Origin of the sequence: Paenibacillus sp. FSL E2-0190, assembly GCF_037992965.1 — a bacterium.
GTDB lineage: Bacteria > Bacillota > Bacilli > Paenibacillales > Paenibacillaceae > Paenibacillus_AQ > Paenibacillus_AQ odorifer.
The window spans coordinates 3,713,501-3,732,569 of the sequence record NZ_CP150306.1; the positions used below are offsets into that span (position 1 = coordinate 3,713,501).

The 19,069-nt window shown below is 42.9% G+C and carries 19 protein-coding genes; 5 read left to right on the forward strand and 14 right to left on the reverse strand.

Going from position 1 to position 19,069, the window contains the following annotated elements:
- Positions 1-96: 96 nt before the first annotated feature.
- Positions 97-1,413 (forward strand): TrkH family potassium uptake protein, encoded by a 1,317-nt coding sequence (locus NST25_RS16125; RefSeq protein ID WP_076126802.1) that lies wholly within the window; start codon positions 97-99, stop codon positions 1,411-1,413.
- 52 nt (positions 1,414-1,465) lie between these two features.
- On the opposite strand, the gene NST25_RS16130 is transcribed toward NST25_RS16125, so the two are convergent.
- On the reverse strand, positions 1,466-1,744 hold the full coding sequence (locus NST25_RS16130; protein ID WP_076126655.1) for a hypothetical protein: 279 nt from the start codon (positions 1,742-1,744) through the stop codon (positions 1,466-1,468).
- Between the two features lie 178 nt (positions 1,745-1,922).
- Here NST25_RS16130 and NST25_RS16135 point away from each other — a divergent pair, with 178 nt between their 5' ends.
- The 3 genes from NST25_RS16135 to NST25_RS16145 all read left to right on the forward strand — a co-directional run bounded on the left by NST25_RS16135 (position 1,923) and on the right by NST25_RS16145 (position 4,839).
- The gene (locus tag NST25_RS16135; RefSeq protein ID WP_038571402.1) at positions 1,923-3,155 is read left to right on the forward strand and encodes an aminopeptidase; all 1,233 of its coding nucleotides are present in this window, start codon (positions 1,923-1,925) and stop codon (positions 3,153-3,155) included.
- Between the two features lie 44 nt (positions 3,156-3,199).
- Positions 3,200-4,429: an aminopeptidase gene (locus tag NST25_RS16140; protein ID WP_076126659.1), complete on the forward strand. Its 1,230-nt coding sequence runs from the start codon at positions 3,200-3,202 to the stop codon at positions 4,427-4,429.
- A gap of 227 nt (positions 4,430-4,656) precedes the next feature.
- The gene (locus tag NST25_RS16145) at positions 4,657-4,839 is read left to right on the forward strand and encodes a hypothetical protein (protein WP_076126661.1); all 183 of its coding nucleotides are present in this window, start codon (positions 4,657-4,659) and stop codon (positions 4,837-4,839) included.
- A 73-nt stretch (positions 4,840-4,912) separates the two neighbouring features.
- On the opposite strand, the gene NST25_RS16150 is transcribed toward NST25_RS16145, so the two are convergent.
- From NST25_RS16150 to NST25_RS16195, 10 genes are all read right to left on the reverse strand, one after another.
- Positions 4,913-5,605: a hypothetical protein gene (locus NST25_RS16150; RefSeq protein WP_076190238.1), complete on the reverse strand. Its 693-nt coding sequence runs from the start codon at positions 5,603-5,605 to the stop codon at positions 4,913-4,915.
- A gap of 25 nt (positions 5,606-5,630) precedes the next feature.
- Positions 5,631-6,203, reverse strand: a complete 573-nt coding sequence (locus NST25_RS16155) for a TetR/AcrR family transcriptional regulator (RefSeq protein WP_076218060.1) — start codon at positions 6,201-6,203, stop codon at positions 5,631-5,633.
- Positions 6,204-6,920 carry an MBL fold metallo-hydrolase gene (locus NST25_RS16160; RefSeq protein ID WP_076277593.1) on the reverse strand — a complete coding sequence of 239 codons (717 nt, stop codon included), beginning with the start codon at positions 6,918-6,920 and terminating at the stop codon, positions 6,204-6,206.
- A 90-nt stretch (positions 6,921-7,010) separates the two neighbouring features.
- Positions 7,011-7,469, reverse strand: a complete 459-nt coding sequence (locus NST25_RS16165) for a DUF6773 family protein (protein ID WP_076280399.1) — start codon at positions 7,467-7,469, stop codon at positions 7,011-7,013.
- Between the two features lie 2 nt (positions 7,470-7,471).
- The gene (locus NST25_RS16170) at positions 7,472-7,675 is read right to left on the reverse strand and encodes a helix-turn-helix transcriptional regulator (protein WP_036676881.1); all 204 of its coding nucleotides are present in this window, start codon (positions 7,673-7,675) and stop codon (positions 7,472-7,474) included.
- 1,265 nt (positions 7,676-8,940) lie between these two features.
- The gene (locus tag NST25_RS16175; protein WP_076099095.1) at positions 8,941-9,543 is read right to left on the reverse strand and encodes a nitroreductase; all 603 of its coding nucleotides are present in this window, start codon (positions 9,541-9,543) and stop codon (positions 8,941-8,943) included.
- 223 nt (positions 9,544-9,766) lie between these two features.
- Positions 9,767-10,543, reverse strand: a complete 777-nt coding sequence (pstB, locus tag NST25_RS16180) for a phosphate ABC transporter ATP-binding protein PstB (protein WP_036687516.1) — start codon at positions 10,541-10,543, stop codon at positions 9,767-9,769.
- Positions 10,544-10,581: 38 nt separating this feature from the next.
- Positions 10,582-11,478: a phosphate ABC transporter permease PstA gene (gene pstA, locus NST25_RS16185; RefSeq protein WP_076184366.1), complete on the reverse strand. Its 897-nt coding sequence runs from the start codon at positions 11,476-11,478 to the stop codon at positions 10,582-10,584.
- Positions 11,475-12,377: a phosphate ABC transporter permease subunit PstC gene (pstC, locus tag NST25_RS16190; protein ID WP_036687519.1), complete on the reverse strand. Its 903-nt coding sequence runs from the start codon at positions 12,375-12,377 to the stop codon at positions 11,475-11,477. Before pstC ends, pstA begins: the two co-directional genes overlap by 4 nt.
- A gap of 90 nt (positions 12,378-12,467) precedes the next feature.
- On the reverse strand, positions 12,468-13,403 hold the full coding sequence (locus NST25_RS16195; protein WP_076126671.1) for a phosphate ABC transporter substrate-binding protein PstS family protein: 936 nt from the start codon (positions 13,401-13,403) through the stop codon (positions 12,468-12,470).
- 328 nt (positions 13,404-13,731) lie between these two features.
- Between NST25_RS16195 and NST25_RS16200 the strand changes: the two genes are divergently transcribed.
- A complete protein-coding gene (locus NST25_RS16200; protein WP_076306014.1) occupies positions 13,732-14,622 on the forward strand; it encodes a LysR family transcriptional regulator in 891 nt (296 codons plus the stop codon).
- A 54-nt stretch (positions 14,623-14,676) separates the two neighbouring features.
- Here NST25_RS16200 and NST25_RS16205 read toward each other — a convergent pair whose 3' ends face one another.
- From NST25_RS16205 to NST25_RS16215, 3 genes are read right to left on the reverse strand one after another with little or no spacing between them, the layout of a single operon-like run.
- Positions 14,677-15,666 carry a substrate-binding domain-containing protein gene (locus tag NST25_RS16205; RefSeq protein ID WP_340391815.1) on the reverse strand — a complete coding sequence of 330 codons (990 nt, stop codon included), beginning with the start codon at positions 15,664-15,666 and terminating at the stop codon, positions 14,677-14,679.
- The gene (locus tag NST25_RS16210) at positions 15,663-17,447 is read right to left on the reverse strand and encodes a sensor histidine kinase (RefSeq protein ID WP_340391817.1); all 1,785 of its coding nucleotides are present in this window, start codon (positions 17,445-17,447) and stop codon (positions 15,663-15,665) included. Before NST25_RS16210 ends, NST25_RS16205 begins: the two co-directional genes overlap by 4 nt.
- Complete coding sequence (locus tag NST25_RS16215) at positions 17,444-19,054, reverse strand: response regulator (protein WP_340391819.1); 1,611 nt, start codon at positions 19,052-19,054, stop codon at positions 17,444-17,446. The genes NST25_RS16210 and NST25_RS16215 overlap by 4 nt, the downstream gene beginning before the upstream one ends.
- Positions 19,055-19,069: the final 15 nt, after the last annotated feature.

A 19,069-nucleotide genomic window follows, 5' to 3' on the forward strand; every position in this document is an offset into this window, starting at 1 on the left:
GGCTGGTAAGTTGTGTTATAATTCTGTGAGCATTACTCCAATATCACGTACGTCAGGAGAATTACATTGGCTAACCTGAACTTCGGTGGTTTTAAAATGACCCCGCCCAAAGTTTTATCACTAGGATTCTTAATCCTTATCACTGCCGGGACTTTTCTGCTTAGTCTCCCGGTCTCCTCAACATCCGGACAAATATCCTTTATCGATGCCTTGTTTATGGCGACTTCAGCCACTTGTGTAACAGGCCTTGCGGTCATTGATACGGGAACTCAGCTAACTACCTTCGGACAAGTTGTTCTACTCATTTTATTTCAAATCGGAGGATTAGGCTTTGTAACGATGGCTACTTTGATTACCTTGGTCCTTAATAAACGGATATCCTTGAAAGAGCGAATCCTTTTGCAAGAATCCATGAACCAAAATTCGATGCAGGGAATTGTACTCTTAATCCGTAGAGTCCTGATCTATTCTCTTGTTATTCAGCTGTCGGGGGCCGTGTTGTTTGCTGGAAGGTTTATGATGGATATGCCCTTTGGGAAAGCAGCATATTATGGGATTTTCCACAGTATATCTATCTTTAATAATGCAGGCTTTGATCTCTTCGGTGATATTCATGGGCCGTTTAGCGGACTTACTCGTTTTGTAAATGATCCCATTGTTAACTTTACCTCAATGAGTCTCATATTTCTTGGAGGGATTGGTTTTATCGTTCTGTCTGATCTTATGGACTTTCCTAAACGCAGAAGACTCACTCTTCATTCAAAGGTTGTTCTTTGGACTTCTCTTATATTGATTGTTATTGGTGCGGGGCTGTTTTTTTTACTGGAGTTTAATTCTTCGCTGAAGCCCTTGAGTGCAAGCGGAAAGTTTTGGGCGACCTTTTTACAAGCGGTAACTCCGCGATCTGGTGGTGTCACCACCATTGAAGTTCCACTTTTACGGCAATCCACGCAATTTCTAATGATTCTATTGATGTTTATCGGAGCTGCACCTGGGTCGACGGGTGGAGGTATCAAGATCACTACATTCGCCGTACTGGTTACTGCAGTAGCTGCGCGATTACGGGGGAAAGAAGATATTGTAATGTTCCGCCACCGGATCGCTAAAGAAAATGTATATAGAGCCCTTACTATCACATTAATGTCTCTTATGCTGCTTGTCATCGCTACGATGTTATTATCCTTAACCGAGAGCGCTGAATTTCTAACTGTACTTTTTGAAGCTGTATCTGCTTTTGGAACCTCAGGCTTATCTATGGGCCTTACTCCGGAACTGACTACGGCAGGAAAGGTTCTAGTGATTATCCTGATGTTTATGGGCCGGACCGGACCACTTACACTTGCTTATGCTTTGAAACCAAAAGGTAGTAAAGAACTGTACCGTTACCCAGAAGGTAAGATAACGATTGGATAATCATGATATGGCCAGCGGCTACCATAATGCCGCTGGCGTCATATCAATAATATTATTGTTCTTCCACGATTTCTTGTTGATCAAGTGCAGCATCCAGCAACTGGTTGTACACATCATCGTTATTCTCCAGCAATGCATCCGTTTCTAAGAACTGTTCCTCGCTCCCAGGCTCACCCGCAAAGCTTAGACTGTAATCCCATTCCGTTCCTCTTGTACTGAAGAAAGTAATTTCATATGGAGCCTTATGATTTTCGAGAGTGAATACAGTCCTCCCTACATAACTTTTATCTTCTTTACGGCTCATTTCAGCACTTACGATCTCTAAATTCATCCACTTATCTTCCTTCCTATCATCAAATCAGCTACCCTTTCAGTATATCATTGAAATGAATGTAATTCCTTCTCTTTGCACTGTAAATTCCACGTAATTGACTTTTTTCATCCGGCGGTTAATAATTTAGTACAATGCTTGTAAAGTACTAAACTATTAGTAAATGGAGGAAATTACAATGACTGATTTTCAGGCTAAGCTTAGTAAATATGCAGATTTAGCTGTACAAATAGGTGTTAATGTTCAACCCGGGCAAATTCTAGTGGTGAATGCACCGATTCTTGCCGCTGATTTCGTACGTCTAATTACCGCTAAGGCATATGCTATCGGAGCAAGTTTAGTTAAGGTGAACTGGAGTGATGCAAGCATTACACGCCAACAGTTTGAACACGCTGCACCAGAGGTATTCACTCAGCCTCCTACTTGGTACGCAGGTGAAATGACTGAATTCGCCGAAAAAGGTGCGGCTATCCTTAACGTGATCGCTGAAGATCCTGATGCACTTAAAGGTATTGATCCAGTACGTATCTCCAATTTTCAAAAAGTACGAGGAGCTGCCCTCACCAAATATCGTGAAATGCAAATGTCCGACAAAGTGAGCTGGAGTATTGTAGCTGTTCCTTGTCAAGCTTGGGCGGATAAAGTATTCCCTGAGGTTCCAGCCGAAGAACGTGTAGATAAACTCTGGGAAGCCATTTTCCACACCGTGCGTCTTGACCGTGAAGATCCAGTAGCTGCATGGCAGGAGCATCTTGACACCTTGGAGCAAAAAGCGAATGTACTCAATGCAAAAAAATATAAAAAGCTGCATTACATAGCACCTGGCACTGACCTTAGCATCGAGCTTCCTGAAGGCCATATCTGGGCACAAGGAGACAGCATTAATGCAAAAGGTCATTCTTTTGTAGCCAATATGCCTACCGAAGAAGTCTTCACTGCACCACTAAAGACTGGTGTTAATGGCACTGTAAGAAGCACTAAGCCACTTAGTCATGGCGGCAACATCATCGATGGCTTCTCTATTAGCTTTGAGAACGGCCGTATTGTAAGTGTTACTGCTGAGCAAGGTCAAGAAGCGCTAGAGCACCTCATTAGCATGGATGAAGGAGCGAAATACTTAGGGGAGGTTGCCTTGGTTCCTCATAAATCCCCTATTTCTGAATCCAACATTCTTTATTACAACACATTGTTTGACGAAAATGCTTCTAATCACCTTGCTATAGGTATGGCTTATGCCTTCTGTTTAGAAGGCGGTAAAGACATGAATCCAGAGCAGTTAATTGAGCATGGTCTCAACAATAGTGTAACCCATGTGGATTTCATGATCGGGTCAGCTGAGATGAACATTTACGGGATAACTGCTGATGGAACTGAAGAACCTGTCTTCCTGAATGGAAACTGGGCGTTCTAATTTAAGCACACAAGAGATACAGGATATTGGGAGGAATAGAAACTATGTTGGATTTCAAGCAAAAGCTGGAGAATTACGCATTGCTGGCCGTGAAGATTGGCGTTAATATTCAACCGGGTCAGACACTCGTTGTGAATGCAGATATTGTATCCGCAGAGCTTGTGCGACTTGTGGTTCGTAAAGCCTATGAAGCCGGCGCGAGACTTGTAAAGGTAAATTATAGTGATGAAGTTGTATTACGTACACGTTATGATCTTGCTCCATCCGATTCCTTCCTGGAGCCGCCGCAGTGGCAAGCCGATGAATTAGAGGATCTTGCTAAAAAGGGAGCCGCATTTCTAACCATTATCTCCGCTGACCCAGATCTTTTAAAAGGCGTTGAACCTGGAAGAATTGCCGATAATCAACGTATCTCTGGGCAGACCCTAGCACCTTATCGTGAGTACTTAATGGGGAATCATGCGAGCTGGAGCGGCCTTGCCTTCCCATCAGCCTCTTGGGCAGCAAAAGTGTTCCCTGACGCTCCATCAGAGCAGCAGGTTGAACTATTATGGGACGCCATCTTTAAAGCCACACGTGCGGATCAGGAAGATCCTATTGAAGCATGGAGCCGCCATTTAGATGGACTCAAAACTCGTTGCGCTTCCTTGAATGAAAGTAAGTTTCGCAAGCTGCACTATACAGCACCTGGTACAGATTTAACTATTGAGTTGCCGGAAGGACACATCTGGTGTCAGGCTGGAGCTGTGAACGGTAAGGGCGTCCCTTTCTTAGCCAATATTCCTACGGAAGAAGTGTTTACTGCCCCTCTGAAGTCTGGTATTAATGGTAAAGTGAGCAGCACTAAGCCACTTAGCTACGGCGGCAATCTAATCAATAACTTCACGCTGACCTTTGAGAACGGTAAAGTGATTGATTTTACTGCTGAAGAAGGCGCAGAAACTTTGGCATCACTAATCGCACTGGATGAAGGCTCTTCCTATCTTGGTGAAGTTGCTTTGGTGCCTTTCCACTCTCCGATTTCTGAGAGCGGTATTCTTTATTACACTACATTGTATGATGAGAATGCCTCCTGTCATTTGGCTTTAGGTGCAGCTTATGCCTTCACAATTCAAGAAGGAATTACGATGACTAAAGAACAGCTGTTGGAAAAAGGAATGAATCAAAGCCATACCCATGTTGACTTTATGATGGGCTCACCTGAAATGAATATTGACGGAATTAACGATGATGGAACAACAGTACCTATCTTCCGTAATGGGGATTGGGCTTAAGGTATAAACAACACCCGTTAGATCCTAGATAGAACCAACTTCAAACAACCCGCTTAGCTCTCTAATTAGAGAGTAAGCGGGTTGTTTTTGTTTTAACAGCAACATTTCAGGTGGTAAAATGCCCAAATTTGAATAAAAGTTCAATATTTGTTCACACTATTGTTGATTTCCGTTCACAAATATGTCACAATACAGTTAAGGATTGAATTTCCAAGGAGGGGATTATCATGTTGAGAGACCCAGTATCCAAAGAAGTTGACAGCCTCGAAGAAGAACAGCTAGAAATTCAACCACCGGTAGATTCAAGAATTGTTGCATCTAATGCTATTAAATACACTGCCTATGTTATGCTGCTTTTTGGATTCTTGTATTTCCTGATTGCTTACTTGGCGCCTATGTTGGAACCTTAATGTGATGGATAAAATTTTATTGGAAAACGCTTACGGTTAATCACTCTCTATGGAGCAGTGATTAACCGTTTTATTAATTCCATGAGAATGCTTTGTTTGTCCAAGCTATTGCTGTTGGCGACCATACCCCGTTCATCTTCGTTTGTATCCAAGCTCTGGCCTCTTCTCTATCCCCTTCAAAAGCGGATAGACCGTTATCTGACATCCAGTGACTGACCGTCTCGAACGAGGTGCTGCTCCAGCCATTTACTTCACCTTCATCATTCAGGCGTTGCTTAATGCCTGAGATCACCATATCTAACGATCCTTGAAGCTCAGTAACCGCGTTATCGAAGGCTGTTTTCTTTTCTTTTGCCTTCATATCAGCCTCTGCCCGAAGTTTACGTGTATCAATGCCTTCATGTTCACGAACAATCTGCAGTAAGGTCACAGCTTCTTTACTAGCCAACCCATCCTTATACCGCTCTTCAATAGATTTGGTACTGCCTACTGCTGCTACAAATGCCGGAAACCACTCCCTTGAGACCAAAATAGCCTTTTTTTTAATAAACTTTCCGTATCCTGCAAGACCCTCACCTGGAAACTGCGCACGCCATGACCACGGATCTAAATCTGTTCCAGTATGCCAATTCTCGGGCTTAGTTAAGCCGTTTAAAGACGGGTGCCCGGGAATCAGCGCAGCAAGCGGTAAAATCCCCAATTTCGCAATAATCTCTGCTGTTTCCCCATAAGTGGTGACACTACCTTGTTCGTATTCCTGACCCATTTGTTCATCATCTCCTAGATCTAATTTAATCTGATTTCATATTTCCAATTCCGGTTATAAAAGTGCTAATCAAGCGGGTTAGACTCTCGTTAGTATCGAGCGCCATACCAAATCCACCCTTTTGATCCAATGAGGCGAATCCATGTAGAATACTCCGTAATCCCCTTACGGCATGAAGTTCTCCTTCTTCACCTAATTGATAACTCTTCATCACCTGAATTATAAACTGCAAAATATGCTCACCAGCCGCTTCAAGCTCCGTGTTCTCCTGTTCAGGCGCTCGTAGTGTAGTCTCATACAAACCTGGTCTACTTCTAGCAAAATCCACATATGCTCGGCCCATCGCGTGTACAGCAGCATCTCCATTTAATCCCTCAGCTGCGTTCGACATGCATGTAAATAATAACTCTAAACCGTAAATGGCGAGCCCGGTCCGCAAATCCTGCAGGCCATTTATATGGTTATATAGTGACGGGGAACGAACACCTAGTTTAGCTGCTAGTGCAGCCAAGGTAACAGCTTCTATACCTTCAGCATCGGCAATTTCTGCTGCTCTAATCACTAGCGTGTGACGATCTAATCCTGCTCTAGGTGACATTTAATTACTCCTATCCTGAATCATTTGTGCCTTACGTATGGCTTTCTCCATCTCTTGCTTCGGCGCTTTAAGTAAGTTGCCGTGACCCACAGCAAGTAAAGCTGGAGATAACTCTAGAAGCTTAATCGCACTATTCAGAGCTTGAGCTTTATTCCATGTAGCCATTGCTGGAAAAGGAAACAGGGGGATGATGGTTCCAGCCACCGCAGTTCCCCGGAAGGTCTGAAGAGCATCCCCCACGATTACAGCACCGCTGCGTGAATCAAGGAAAGACATAGAGCCGGGGGTATGTCCTGGAGTGTGAATCGCTGATAATGAGCCAATGGTATCCCCTTCGTGGAGAAGGACATCTGGCTTGGTAGCTATCTTCTTCGGCACGCCTCCCTTAATAGGGGTTTGAGGTTCTCCTTCCCGAAGTGAACGATCTCCACGTAGTAATGCCGAATCTCGCTCAGAGATGTACACCTGAGCCTCTGGACGTTGCTTTTTCAGTCCATCCAGTGCCCCAATATGATCATCATGCGCATGCGTTAAGATTATGCGTGTAAGCTTCTTATTTAGCTTCGCTTCAGTCTCCATAATTCCTTTTAGACTAAATGGCATAGCCGCATCTATTAAAGTCAATCCATCATTTTCCTCAATAATGTAACAATTCACTGGAAAAAAATTGGGCATCCAAGTCAACTGCAATAAATGACCTTCACGTGTTACTCTCATCCTTACCCCTCCGATAAACTAATGGTATTAGCTTAAATATAAACTAATGACATTAGTTTTTCAAGAGGTAGTTATCTTTAATATTAATATTTAATTCTCAATGTTCTTGTCAGCATTTTTGTTGGATTTATTAATTATGTACCACATCGCCCAAGTGACCCCTATGAAAAAAACAACCGACCCCACGAGAGTACTCGATATATTTTTTCTAATATCCGCTTCTCTAAAATCAAGCAAAAATGTTAGCGTGGCCCAAATAATCGTGCTGATAACTCCCGATATTAAATGAATCTTCTTAAACCGTTTGAGTTCTCCTTCCTTACTTGGCAGCAGGTATATCCCATCTTTGACACAACGAACGGTAACATACAAACAACCTAACAGCATAATCACAAAAGTATCTATCCAATATTTGATGTCCCACTCCAGGATAAATACTTTTACCAAAAGGCTGATCATAAATCCAACTAACACAATCAACAATCCGTGCGTACTAAACTTCTGAATTTCTGTGATAATTCGTTCGTCTTTAATTTTTGGCCCTTTCACAACTAATCCTCCCAAAAAATATCGTTTAATGACGTATCCAACGCCTTGCAGATGGCTATGCACAGCTTAATCGTCGGGTTATAGTTACCAGCTTCAATCAGGCCGATCGTCTGCCGTGTAACCCCTACAACTTCCGCTAACTGTTCTTGGGAAAGATTCTTTTGGATCCTAGCCAGCTTTAACTTGATGTTTTTGTTCTCTCCCACACCATAACCCCCCTTTAATGTTTGTGATGCATTCCATTTTCCACCATTGTAATCTATATCGGTCATTATGTACATTATATATTGCATTTAATTGGTGGGACAACGTTTTACTTTAGGATCGACGTGTCATATTAGGATCGACGTTTCTTATTAAGATCAACGTTTCATATTAGGATCCAGACTTCATTTTCCATTCCCTGTCCGTCAGGAAATACTTTTCTCCCCACCGTTGGATCAAATGGTGAAGAGTGATTGTAACTGAGTACATAGCCAGTCAGCTGCGATGCCTAACTCGCCGCCTTTGCTAGTATGTAAGCACACTTTTGCCAATGGTTCGGACTCAGATGACCTTATTTCTCCAATTCGCACTTTTTAGGCGAGCTATCGGACCCAATTGCAGCTATTTACTCATAACCAAACAGATTCTGCGCCTCTACAAGGTAATAAGAGCTATGCGGTCCGATACATCTGCAAAATGACTCAAAAAGCTCAAATAGCTGCTATACAGTCCGTAACATTTTGAGGGTCTTTAGTTAGTTTGGGTAGTTTAGGTTAGTTTGGAGTTAGTTCACTTATTCGCCGTTGCATCGGACTGAGGAGTCCTTATTTCGTAGATTTGCAGCTAATTGACGTGCTATCGGACCCAGTTGCAGCTATTTACTGATAACCACACCAATTCTGCACAGTTACAAGGTAATAAGAGCTATGCGGTCCGATAGATCGGCAAAATGACTCAAAAAGCTCAAATAGCTGCAATACAGTCCGTAACATACTGAGGGTCTTTAGTTAGTTTGGGTAGTTTGGAGTTAGTTCACATATTCGCCGTTGCATCGGACTGAGGAGTCCTTATTTCGTAGATTTGCAGCTAATTGACGTGCTATCGGACCCAGTTGCAGCTATTTACTCATAACCACACCAATTCTGCACAGTTACATGGTAATAAGAGCTATGCGGTCCGATAGATCGGCAAAATGACTCAAAAAGCTCAAATAGCTGCAATACAGTCCGATACGGAGATCAGTAGGAAGCCCGCAGGAGGTCAGTAGGAGATCATTAGGAAGTAAGTAGAAGGTTGAGCCACATCAGCAGAGGAACCAGCAACGAAACGTGATCAGCACCCAGTAGCCCTCCCCCCCACCCGACTACGGCTAGTCAAAGCAACAAAAAAAGCATCCCTAAGGATACTTTTGATCTTTCGATGCTTATGATCTTTCGATCTTTTTGATCTTTCGCCGCTCTTAATATACGAATGCCTTCGACTTTCCTTATTCCACTACGCCATTCTCTGGATAGAAGTCTACGATCTTCAGCAGCTCCGAAGCGTCTGTGCGTGGACGGCTGTCAGGTACAGTCTCCGGATATCCGGCATGGATCATGGCTACAATTTTTTCGCCGGGCTTCACACCAATTTTAGTGCGGAATTCAGGGTTGTTGATGTATGGATCAGTCTTCCAAATTGTCCCTACACCTTGCTCCCAAGCTGCGAGCTGGAAGTTCTGTACAAGTGCGGACGCTGCTGCAAAATCCTCGTCCCACTCTCTCTGCCGAGGATCTTCAGGCATCACTACGATTACTGTTAATGGAATATTCGAGATATATTCTTTACGTTTAGCAGCCACTTCTGGATCAGCTATAGCACGTTTTACAAAAGCAAATGCAGATTCAGCTAGGAATTTCGAACCTTCCCCTTGAAAGGCAATAAATCTCCACGGCTCACGCACACCATGATTCGGTGCCCATACCGCTACATTTAATAATTCCTCTAAAAGGCCTTGTGGAAGTGGATCTTTTTTAAAAAGCTTAATCGAGCGTCGTTCTTTTATTATTTCGGCCACACTATTCTGTTGAGTCTGTTGAGATTGCGTCATAAGATCCACTCCCTAATATATTAATAATGATAATCATTATCACAAATGATACAGCATCTTTCTACCTTTTGCAAATAACAGGTAACCATTCGAATCACAGTTAATTTCATATAAAAACAACCGATATACTTCGCAGAAACTTTCGGATGTTATTGTTTCTCTGCATATTAACTTTTGAATTCACAAAAAAAACACCGTTCCTGAAGGAACGATGTTCACAGCTTCAGCCGAATCGGCCCATGATATATTCTTGCGTCATTTGATTCTCTGGATTGGTAAAGACTTTATCCGTCTTATCATATTCGACAAGGGAGCCAAGATAAAAGTATGCAGTATAATCAGAGATCCGAGCTGCCTGCTGCATATTATGTGTCACAATAACGATGCGAAGCTCTTCTTTTAACTCCTTGATTAGCTCCTCTACTTTACCTGTGGAGACCGGGTCTAGAGCTGATGCTGGTTCGTCCAAGAGCAGAATTTGCGGGTTAACCGACAACGCTCTAGCAATACAAAGACGCTGCTGTTGTCCACCGGAAAGTGCAAGCGCTGAATCTTTTAAACGATCCTTTACCTCATCCCACAATGCTGCTTTGCGAAGACTGCTCTCAACAATCTCATCAAGAGCCTTTTTACCTTTAATGCCATGATATTTAGGTCCAAAAGCGATGTTATCGTAAATCGATTTATAGAACGGATTTGGCTTTTGCCATACCATCCCGATCTTCTGACGCAGCTTAATCACATCCGTACCCGGAGCATTAATATCCACTCCATCAATCCAGATGCTTCCTTTTGTTTTTGAGCCAGAAATTTCGTCATTCATCCGGTTCAAAGAACGAAGAAAGGTTGATTTACCGCAGCCGGAGGGGCCGATCAGTGCAGTAACCGTATTTTCAGCAAATGGAAGGCTTATCCCCTTTACTGCCTCATATGTTCCGTAAAAAATACTCAGGTCTTCGGTTTGAAAAGATTCACGCACTGCTGTTGCCGACGTTCCCATCGATTACTCCTCCTACATCTCTACTTTAATTTGTATGATTAGTTCATTCTTTTTGAAGCTGTAAGCTTACGATAAATAAATCTTCCGAAATAACGTGCTGCCAGATTGAAGATTAACACCATAATTACAAGCACCGCCGAAGCTCCCGCAGCAATTTGTGCAGCGTCTGGAGCTAGACCTTCACTGTTGACCTTCCAAATGTGGACAGCCAGCGTTTCCGCTGGACGGAAGGGATTCAGTGGTGAATTCGCACTAAGTGGATTCCAGTTGGTGAAATCCAATCTTGGACTACTCATCCCTGCTGTGAACATCAAGGCAGCTGCTTCCCCAAAGACACGGCCAGCGGACAAGATAGTACCTGTAATAATTGTTGGTAATGCTACCGGAAACAACACCGAGGTAACAATTTTCCACTTGGACAATCCTAGTGCAAAACCAGCCTCTTTTTGTTGTTTTGGAACACTACGGAAAGCTTGCTCTGTAATCCGCACCATCAGCGGCAGATTAAAGACCGTCAATGCCAGCGCACCGGAGATTAAGGAGAAGCCCAGATTGAAATAGTTAACAATCAGCAATAGACCAAACAAGCCGACTACGATGGAAGGGAAAGATGACAATACTTCAACAATCAAGCGAATAAAGCCGGTAATCTTACCGGGACGAGCGTATTCCGCCATATAAATACCGGCACCCAGTCCAAGCGGAACTGTAATAATAAGTGTCAGTACCAACAGGAATAAGGAGTTAAATAGCTGCGGTCCGATCCCTCCACCTGCTCGAATTTTTTGCGGTGCGGAGAAAAGAAAATCCCAACTGATATGGCTTAAGCCTCTAAAGAGGATATATCCCAAAAGTCCAAGTAGAATGACAACGATGAGCATCGCGAAAAATACAATAAGACTGGTGGCAATTTTATTTACGGTTCTCGGCTTCAAATTTTATTTCTCCTTTCAAGCATTCTCACAAAGAAGACAAATACGAAAGTCATCAGCATGAGAACCAGTGCCATACTCCACAGTGCATTATTGTGAGGTGAGCCCATGGTCGTGTTCCCCATACCGAGTGTGATCACACTGGTCAAGGTAGAAGCTGACTCAAAGAGTGATTTTGGTACGAATGGCGCGTTCCCGATAACCATTTGTACAGCGAGTGCTTCACCGAAAGCACGAGCCATTCCCAATACAATCCCTGTCATAATGGCAGGAAAGGTTGTTGGAATAATCACCCGCGAAATCGTCTGCCACCGGGTGGCACCAAGCGCATAGGAAGATTCTTTTAAGTTTTGCGGCAATGAAGCCAGCGCGTCTGCAGCCACGCTTGTAATCGTCGGAAGAATCATTACCGAGAGCACAAGCGCGCCTGCAGCTACCCCGATGCCTTGGCCCGGCAGGTTGTTGCGTAGAAACGGTACAATTACACTTAATCCGATGAAACCATATACTACCGAAGGAATCCCTGCCAAAAGCTCAATAACAGGTTGAAGTAATTTTTTGCCCCACCCTGGAACAATCTCAGTCATAAATAACGCAGCGCATAAGCTAAGTGGACTAGCAATCAATGCGGCAAGCAAAGTAACCAGGAAGGAGCCCGAGATAAATGGAAAAGCTCCGAAGGAAGGCGTATCCGCTTCAGGCGACCACTTTGTACCGAAGAGAAATTCAGAAACTGTAGCATTGCCACTTGTGAAGGTTGAAATTCCTTTAGACGCTACAAAATATACCATCGATACAATGATTGTTATCAACAGTAATACACAGAAGGACATATAAGTACGTCCAACAAAATCTTCAATATGATGTTTTTCGAATCGTGAGTTCTTTAGTTTCACCCTCAATTGCTCCCTCTTTCTAAAGTGAAAAGAGAGGCAGATGTATCCGCCTCTAATCACTTGAGATTCTAATCAATAACATTGCCTAGAATTAAATTACTTAGCGGTAACAGTTCCTGCAACGTCGCGAACAACTTGCATTTTAACAGCTGGGATGTATCCAAGTTCAACAACTTCACCTGTTTGCACTTCGTCAGTTAAGAAAAAGTCGAGGAATGCTTTTACTGTTGCATTAGGTTCACCATTTGTGTACATATGCTCGTAAGCCCATACTGGGTATTTACCAGAAACAACATTGTCAACAGATGCTTCTACACCGTCAAGACTAAGTGTTTTAATGGAATCATCCAGGTAAGAAAGAGCAAGGTATCCGATTGCCCCTGGAGTTTCACCGATCATTTTCTTAACCGTACCGGAGGAATCTTCTTGAATCGAACCTGGGATATCTTCTGTTTTGGTTCCAAGTGCAAAGCTTTCAAAGGTTGCACGAGTACCGGAGCTGCCTGGACGGTTGATGATTTGGATTTTTTGATCCGCTCCGCCTACTTCAGACCAGTTAGTGATTTTACCAGTGAAAATGTCCACCAGTTGTTGTTTAGTCAAGCTATCCACACCAGCATCAGGATGAGATACTGCTGCGATCGCTACTACTGCTACTTGATGATCTACGAGTGCTGCTGCTTTTTCTGCATCTGCATCTTTTAATTTTTCTTCTGCGAATACGTCAGAGTTTCCGATATCTACTTGTTTCTCAGCTACTTGAGTAAGACCAGTACCACTGCCACCGCCTTGAACTTGAATGTCCACGCCAGTGTTTTTATCCATGAAATTCTCTGCTACCAGCTCAACCAAGGGTTGTAATGCTGTTGAACCTGAAGCCAGAATCGAACCACTTATTTCAGCGCCGCCGCTTCCTTCGTTAGTTGCTGCAGCGTTTCCTCCTGTGTTGTTTGCCCCGCCGTTACCGCAAGCCGATAGTGCCAGTACGCTTGTTAAAGCCAAAGTCATGATCCATGATTTTTTGAATTGCATTGTTTTGTCTCCTCCTAAATGGTTTGTTAGCATGGCTCCCTGATCAGTTCATACCAAACTGGCTTCGAAAGCTTTAACATGGTGTTGTGGAGCTTGGCCCCCATATGCATGGTTACTGTAAAAGTTCATCAAACGCATATGTTATATGTTGTCCGGGACTTCTTGGCCCCTCTGACTCTTCTTATTCTAGAGCTCGTTCGTTAGAGAAACTTCTTATCTTTGTAAAGCGAACGAAAAAAATACCAATATAAAGTGTATATCTATATAGATATAATCTATAATGGAGATATAATTTATAATCCAACTTAGCATTATGTGGAGGAAAGTCATGAATATTATGAAATTGAACATCGTAGTTCTAATTGAAAAATATAAAAAAGTAACCGATGTAGCCGCAGAATTAGGCCTTAAACAGCCAACTGTTTCTTTTCATATGAAGAATCTGGAGGCTGAGCTCGGAACCCCTCTATTTCTTTACCGAAGCGGAAGAGTGCTGCTTACGGATGCTGGACGAGCCCTTTATCAATACGCCCTCAAAATCGTCTCTCTCACAGCAGAAGCTGAGCGCACAGTTAAACAATTTTCTTCCCCCTCAAAAGGAATATTAGAGCTGGAAGCCAGTTTTATTCCTGCAACTTATATTTTACCTAATGTGTTAATCCAATTCATGAAACTCTATCCGGGGATTAACAACTCTTTGACTGTTCAAAGCGATGCTTTGTTACGTGAGCGTCTCCGTAGTCGGGATATTCAGATGGCCATTTTACATACTGCGGATTGGCAGGACGAATCTTTTGATTTTCAGCTTATTGTCCGTGATGAACCTGTCCTAATTTTTGCAACTGGTCATCCATTTGAAGGCCTAGAGAAATTAACACCTGAACTAATTGCCAATGAGCCGTGGATTCAGCATGAGCAAGGATCTTGTTTACGAGGGTATGCCGATCAATGGGCACAATTCAATCAAATCCGTTTATGGAACCGATCCGAGTTGAATTCTCCAGAAGTGATTAAGCAGCTAGTTAGCGGGAGTGACTGTGTTGGCATATGTTCTAAAGCGGCTGTTAAAGCTGAGATTGAGCTAGGCAAGCTTAGCTATGCCAACCTGCCAGGGATTCTGCCTGAAAGCGGCGGGTTTGTGCTCGGCTGGCGTAAAGATCATATTTTAACACCGTTGCAGCAATCCTTTGTTGATATAGTAACGACTCTTGATCTTTAAAAAAGCAAGGTAGCTTCTAAAGCCGCAAACGGTTTTAGAAGCTACCTTGTTCATTTATTCTATAAAAGGAAACATTAATTTCTCATTTTCACTTAAATACATATTCTCCTTCGTGATGATCACGGAGCCTGTATCTATTATCCGTTCCACTTTCTCACCCTCAACAGCTTCAATCGCTGTCTTCACAGCTAAGTACCCCATATTAAAAGGCTTCTGCATAACCGTGCCAAGCAAGATCCCTTTTTCGAGGAGCTTCACCTCATTGCTAGAATTGTCGAACCCAAATAATTTCACTTTGTCCTGAAATCCCATATCCATAATCGCCTGCCCAGCACCTAGTGTAGAAGGTTCATTAAGACCTATTATCCCTTTTAGATTTGGCTCGTCCTTTAGTAAATCAACAGTTAACTGGTACGCTTTTCGCACGGAACCATCACTGAATAATGTAGGCTGCACATCATGAACTCCATTCTCTAAAAGGGCATCACGAGCCCCTCTTTCCCTCTCAATTGCGGTGGCAGAGCCTTGTACAAAGTTAACGATAGCGACTTTATCCTCCGGATCAATATATTTTCTTAACTCCTGCCCTGCCTTACGTCCTGCTTCATAATTGTCTGTAGCAATAAAGCTCTCTGATACACCACCGCTTAAGCCCGAATCTACAGTAATAAGCGTAATGCCAGCTGATTTGATCTTTTCCGCGATTGGAATGAGGCGATAATAATCTGTAGCTGATAAAATAATGGCGTCAGGCTTCTCCTTAATTGCTTGCTCCAGCAGTTCTATCTGTTGATCTACATCAAGCTCTGTATCCGTTCCAACCGTGCGAACCTCTGCGCCGAACTCCCTAGCCGCTGTTGCCACACCTTGTTTCATCACTTCCCAGAATTCAATACTGCTATCGATAGTCTTGGGCACATAAATAATGGTCCTAACCTTTGCGTCAAGCTCATTTGTAAACATACGATAGGCTAATGAACCCAAAGTAACAATGAAGAGCAGTAGCAGAGTATACAGGCCAATTTTTGACCGTAAAGCGCTCATTGACTCTCCTCCTCATAAATCACAGGTATTCGTAAAGTGGCCGTCGTTCCTTCCTCCATCTCGCTTGCAAAAGACAAACCGTATTTCACACCGAAATACAGCTGGATACGATGGTTCACATTCGCGACACCTACACCGCTGCCAGTCTTGAAATCTGATTTTTGCAGCAGTACCTTACCCATTTGCTCTTCATCCATCCCAATACCGTCATCAATGACCTGTACGATAATATCGTTCTGTTCTTGTCTTGCTCGGATCAGAATGTGCCCTTGCTCAGGATTATGTTTTATGCCGTGATAGATCGCATTTTCAACCAAAGGCTGAAGTACCATTTTTAAAATGCTGCAGGTTAGGATATCTTCTTGTACCTCTATGGAATAAGTGAATTTATTACGATAACGCATGTTCTGAATCGTTAAATAGTGCCGAATATGCTCTAATTCTTTGGCCAGCGGAATCAATTCCTCACCCTCACCAATTGTTGAACGAAGCAGCTTGGATAGAGATGAAGTCATCTCAACCACTTCCTCCATCTTTCCTGTCTCTGCCATCCAAATAATCGAATCAAGTGTATTGTACAAAAAGTGAGGTTTAATCTGCGCTTGCAGTGCCTTCAGTTCACTCACACGTTTCATCTCTTGCTCCAGAACGATCTGTCCCATTAACTCTTTAATCTTCATAATCATAAGATTAAACGTACGAGCAAGCTTGCCGATTTCATTCGTGCTCTCAATCTCCACGCGTATGTCGAACTCTCCACGTTCCGCTTTTTTCATATTCAGCTCCAAATTCTTCAGCGGTTTGGTCAGTGCGTAAGAGAGAAATATCGATATAGCCATAGCAAAAATCAAACTAATTGCTCCCCATAAGGCGGCGGTTCCTTGCATACGTTGCTTGTTCGCGACCAAATCATCCGGATAAGTGACTCCAACTATTTTCCAGCCAAAGCTGGTAGTGTCCACAGTGTACAGTTTCTGATCATTCCCCGTATTAACCGTAACAGATCCACTCTTGATCCCAAGGACCGTCTCTAATTGTTCGAACTTGAGCTGGGAGTAGATCAACTGCTGTTGTGGATGATAGACAAGGCTACCTGCGGGATCGACGATAAAAACATAACCTCGTTTTCCCAGTTCGATTTGTTTACATAGATTATTAATTACACTGTAATTGAGATCTACGAGCAGTACACCTTGTTGATCCGCTTCCGTCATAGCATTCGCATTCGAGAGTTTTCGGCTGATCGAGACTACCCACCGGTATTCATCTTGAAAGATGTGCTGCACATGAGAGGAAGAAACTGCAACGTCTAATTGATTCATAGCTTTTTGATACCAATCTTGAGCTATTAGTTCAGGAAGCGGTTTCAAAACAGCATGCTGTCGATCCGAAACGGTCATGCCATCTGAGCCTGCATATAATATAGAGGAAATATCCGAGCGGGACTGAACGACTGACCGGAGATAATGACTGGCAAGCAGTTTATTCTTAAGTGCCTCTTCTTTATCTAAATTCGAGCCTTTTATATACTTCTCTAGATCACTGCTAGTTAACACCAGAGCGGCTATGCTCTCCATATTGCCAATGTAATTCTCGATATTCAGTTTTACTTGTTCTATTAACTGTGAAGTATAGGCTACAGAATTGCCCTTGACCGCGGCTGAGGACAGGCGATAGGAAGTATAACTCAGGACAATAGTTGTGCAGAGGATAAGAAGTGAAAAGGAGACAGCAATATTAGTATGAATACTTCGGCTGCGGAAAAAGCGCTGTGATCTCATAGAGAGAGATTCTCCTTCTGCCGGTGTCGATATTCCTTCGGTGTGCTTCCTACATTACGTTTAAAAATAACACTAAAATACTGTGGATCAGCATAACCAACTCTGGCAGCGATATCATATGTCTTCAACTGTGTGACCGTAAGGAGTTCTTTTGCTTTTTCCAAACGGAGTCGAGTCAGATACTCTATAAATGTTTCACCGGTGTGCTGTTTAAAAGTTGCACTGAAATAACTGATGCTCATAAAAATATGGCTACACAGCTCATTGAGTGAAAAGCTGTCATTACAATAATTCTCGCGAATATAAGCTTCTGCGGCTTGCATCTGAGAAGTCCGAACCGTTGTTCTCTGTTCCGATAGTTTAAGTATCAGCTCATAGCAAGTCCTCTCCAGATAATTCCTTGCTTCATCTAAAGTCTTAAGCGCAGCAACCTCTGCAAACATATTATGCGAAACAACTACTGTATTTGGGAAGCCGATGTCGACCACATAGTTCATCAAAGAAACCAGCAGCTGATAGATGCTGCTACGGCAGCCTTCTATAGAGGAGGTATTACTTTTAAGCTCCTGAAACCACTTCAACAGAATTTCCGATACAGCAGAAGCTTTACCTGTCTTTAAAGCGGATATAAATTGCTTTTCCCATGAGGTGAAATGCGCCTGATCCAATCCCTTGCCAAACTCAAGATCCTGTATGGAGATAACTTTATCTATGCCTAAAAGGTAACGATATTCTATGGAGGAGACCGCTTCTTGGAAGGATAGTGGAATTTGTTGCAAAGTATTATATTTTCTACCGATGCCTATGGTGGATGACAGCTTCAAATATTTATTTAAGCTACCCTGGACTTGCTCTGCAAGAAGCTGCGTTGCTACTTCTAACGTCTCCGAATTGCCGGATCTTATCGCAGCGATTTTTCCATCTCTCGTCTGGAATACCACTCCATCTTGCTCTTTCTCCAGCTGCTCTTGAACAATGTTAAAGGCGCCGAAACGCAGTAGCTCTGCATCAAAAGCTAGGTCCTGGCTTCGTTTCTCCAGTTCTATATCTATAACGAGCGCAAGGTACACTTGACCCTGCAACGGAATATGAAAATAACTCAATTTTTTCTCGATTTCTTCGCTTTTCATTCGAGTAGTTACCAGCTGCTCCAAAAATCGTTCCCGCAGCAATGGAAGACTCTGACTAAGTTGCATACGAAGCTTAACTAAATTCGCTTTTTGTAGATGCTCTTCATCTAATTCCTGCTTCATCTTACTTAGAAATTCAGCAAACTCACGTGCATTAATCGGTTTTAATAAGTACTCAGTCACCTTCAGTGTTATGGCCTGCTTCGCATATTCGAAGTCTTCATATCCAGTGACGATAATGACCTTCATATCCCGGTACCTATCCATCACAGCTCTGGCCAATCCCAGTCCATCCATAAAAGGCATACAAATATCAGTAATAATTACGTCAGGCCGATGCTGCTCGATTGCTTCCAGTGCATCTCTGCCATTATCGAAATCACCAACCAGCTCAAACCCATATTTACTCCATGTAATCTTCTGTTTGATCCCTTCACGAACCTCATCTTCATCATCAACCAGAATTATTTTATACATCCAACACCTCCACAA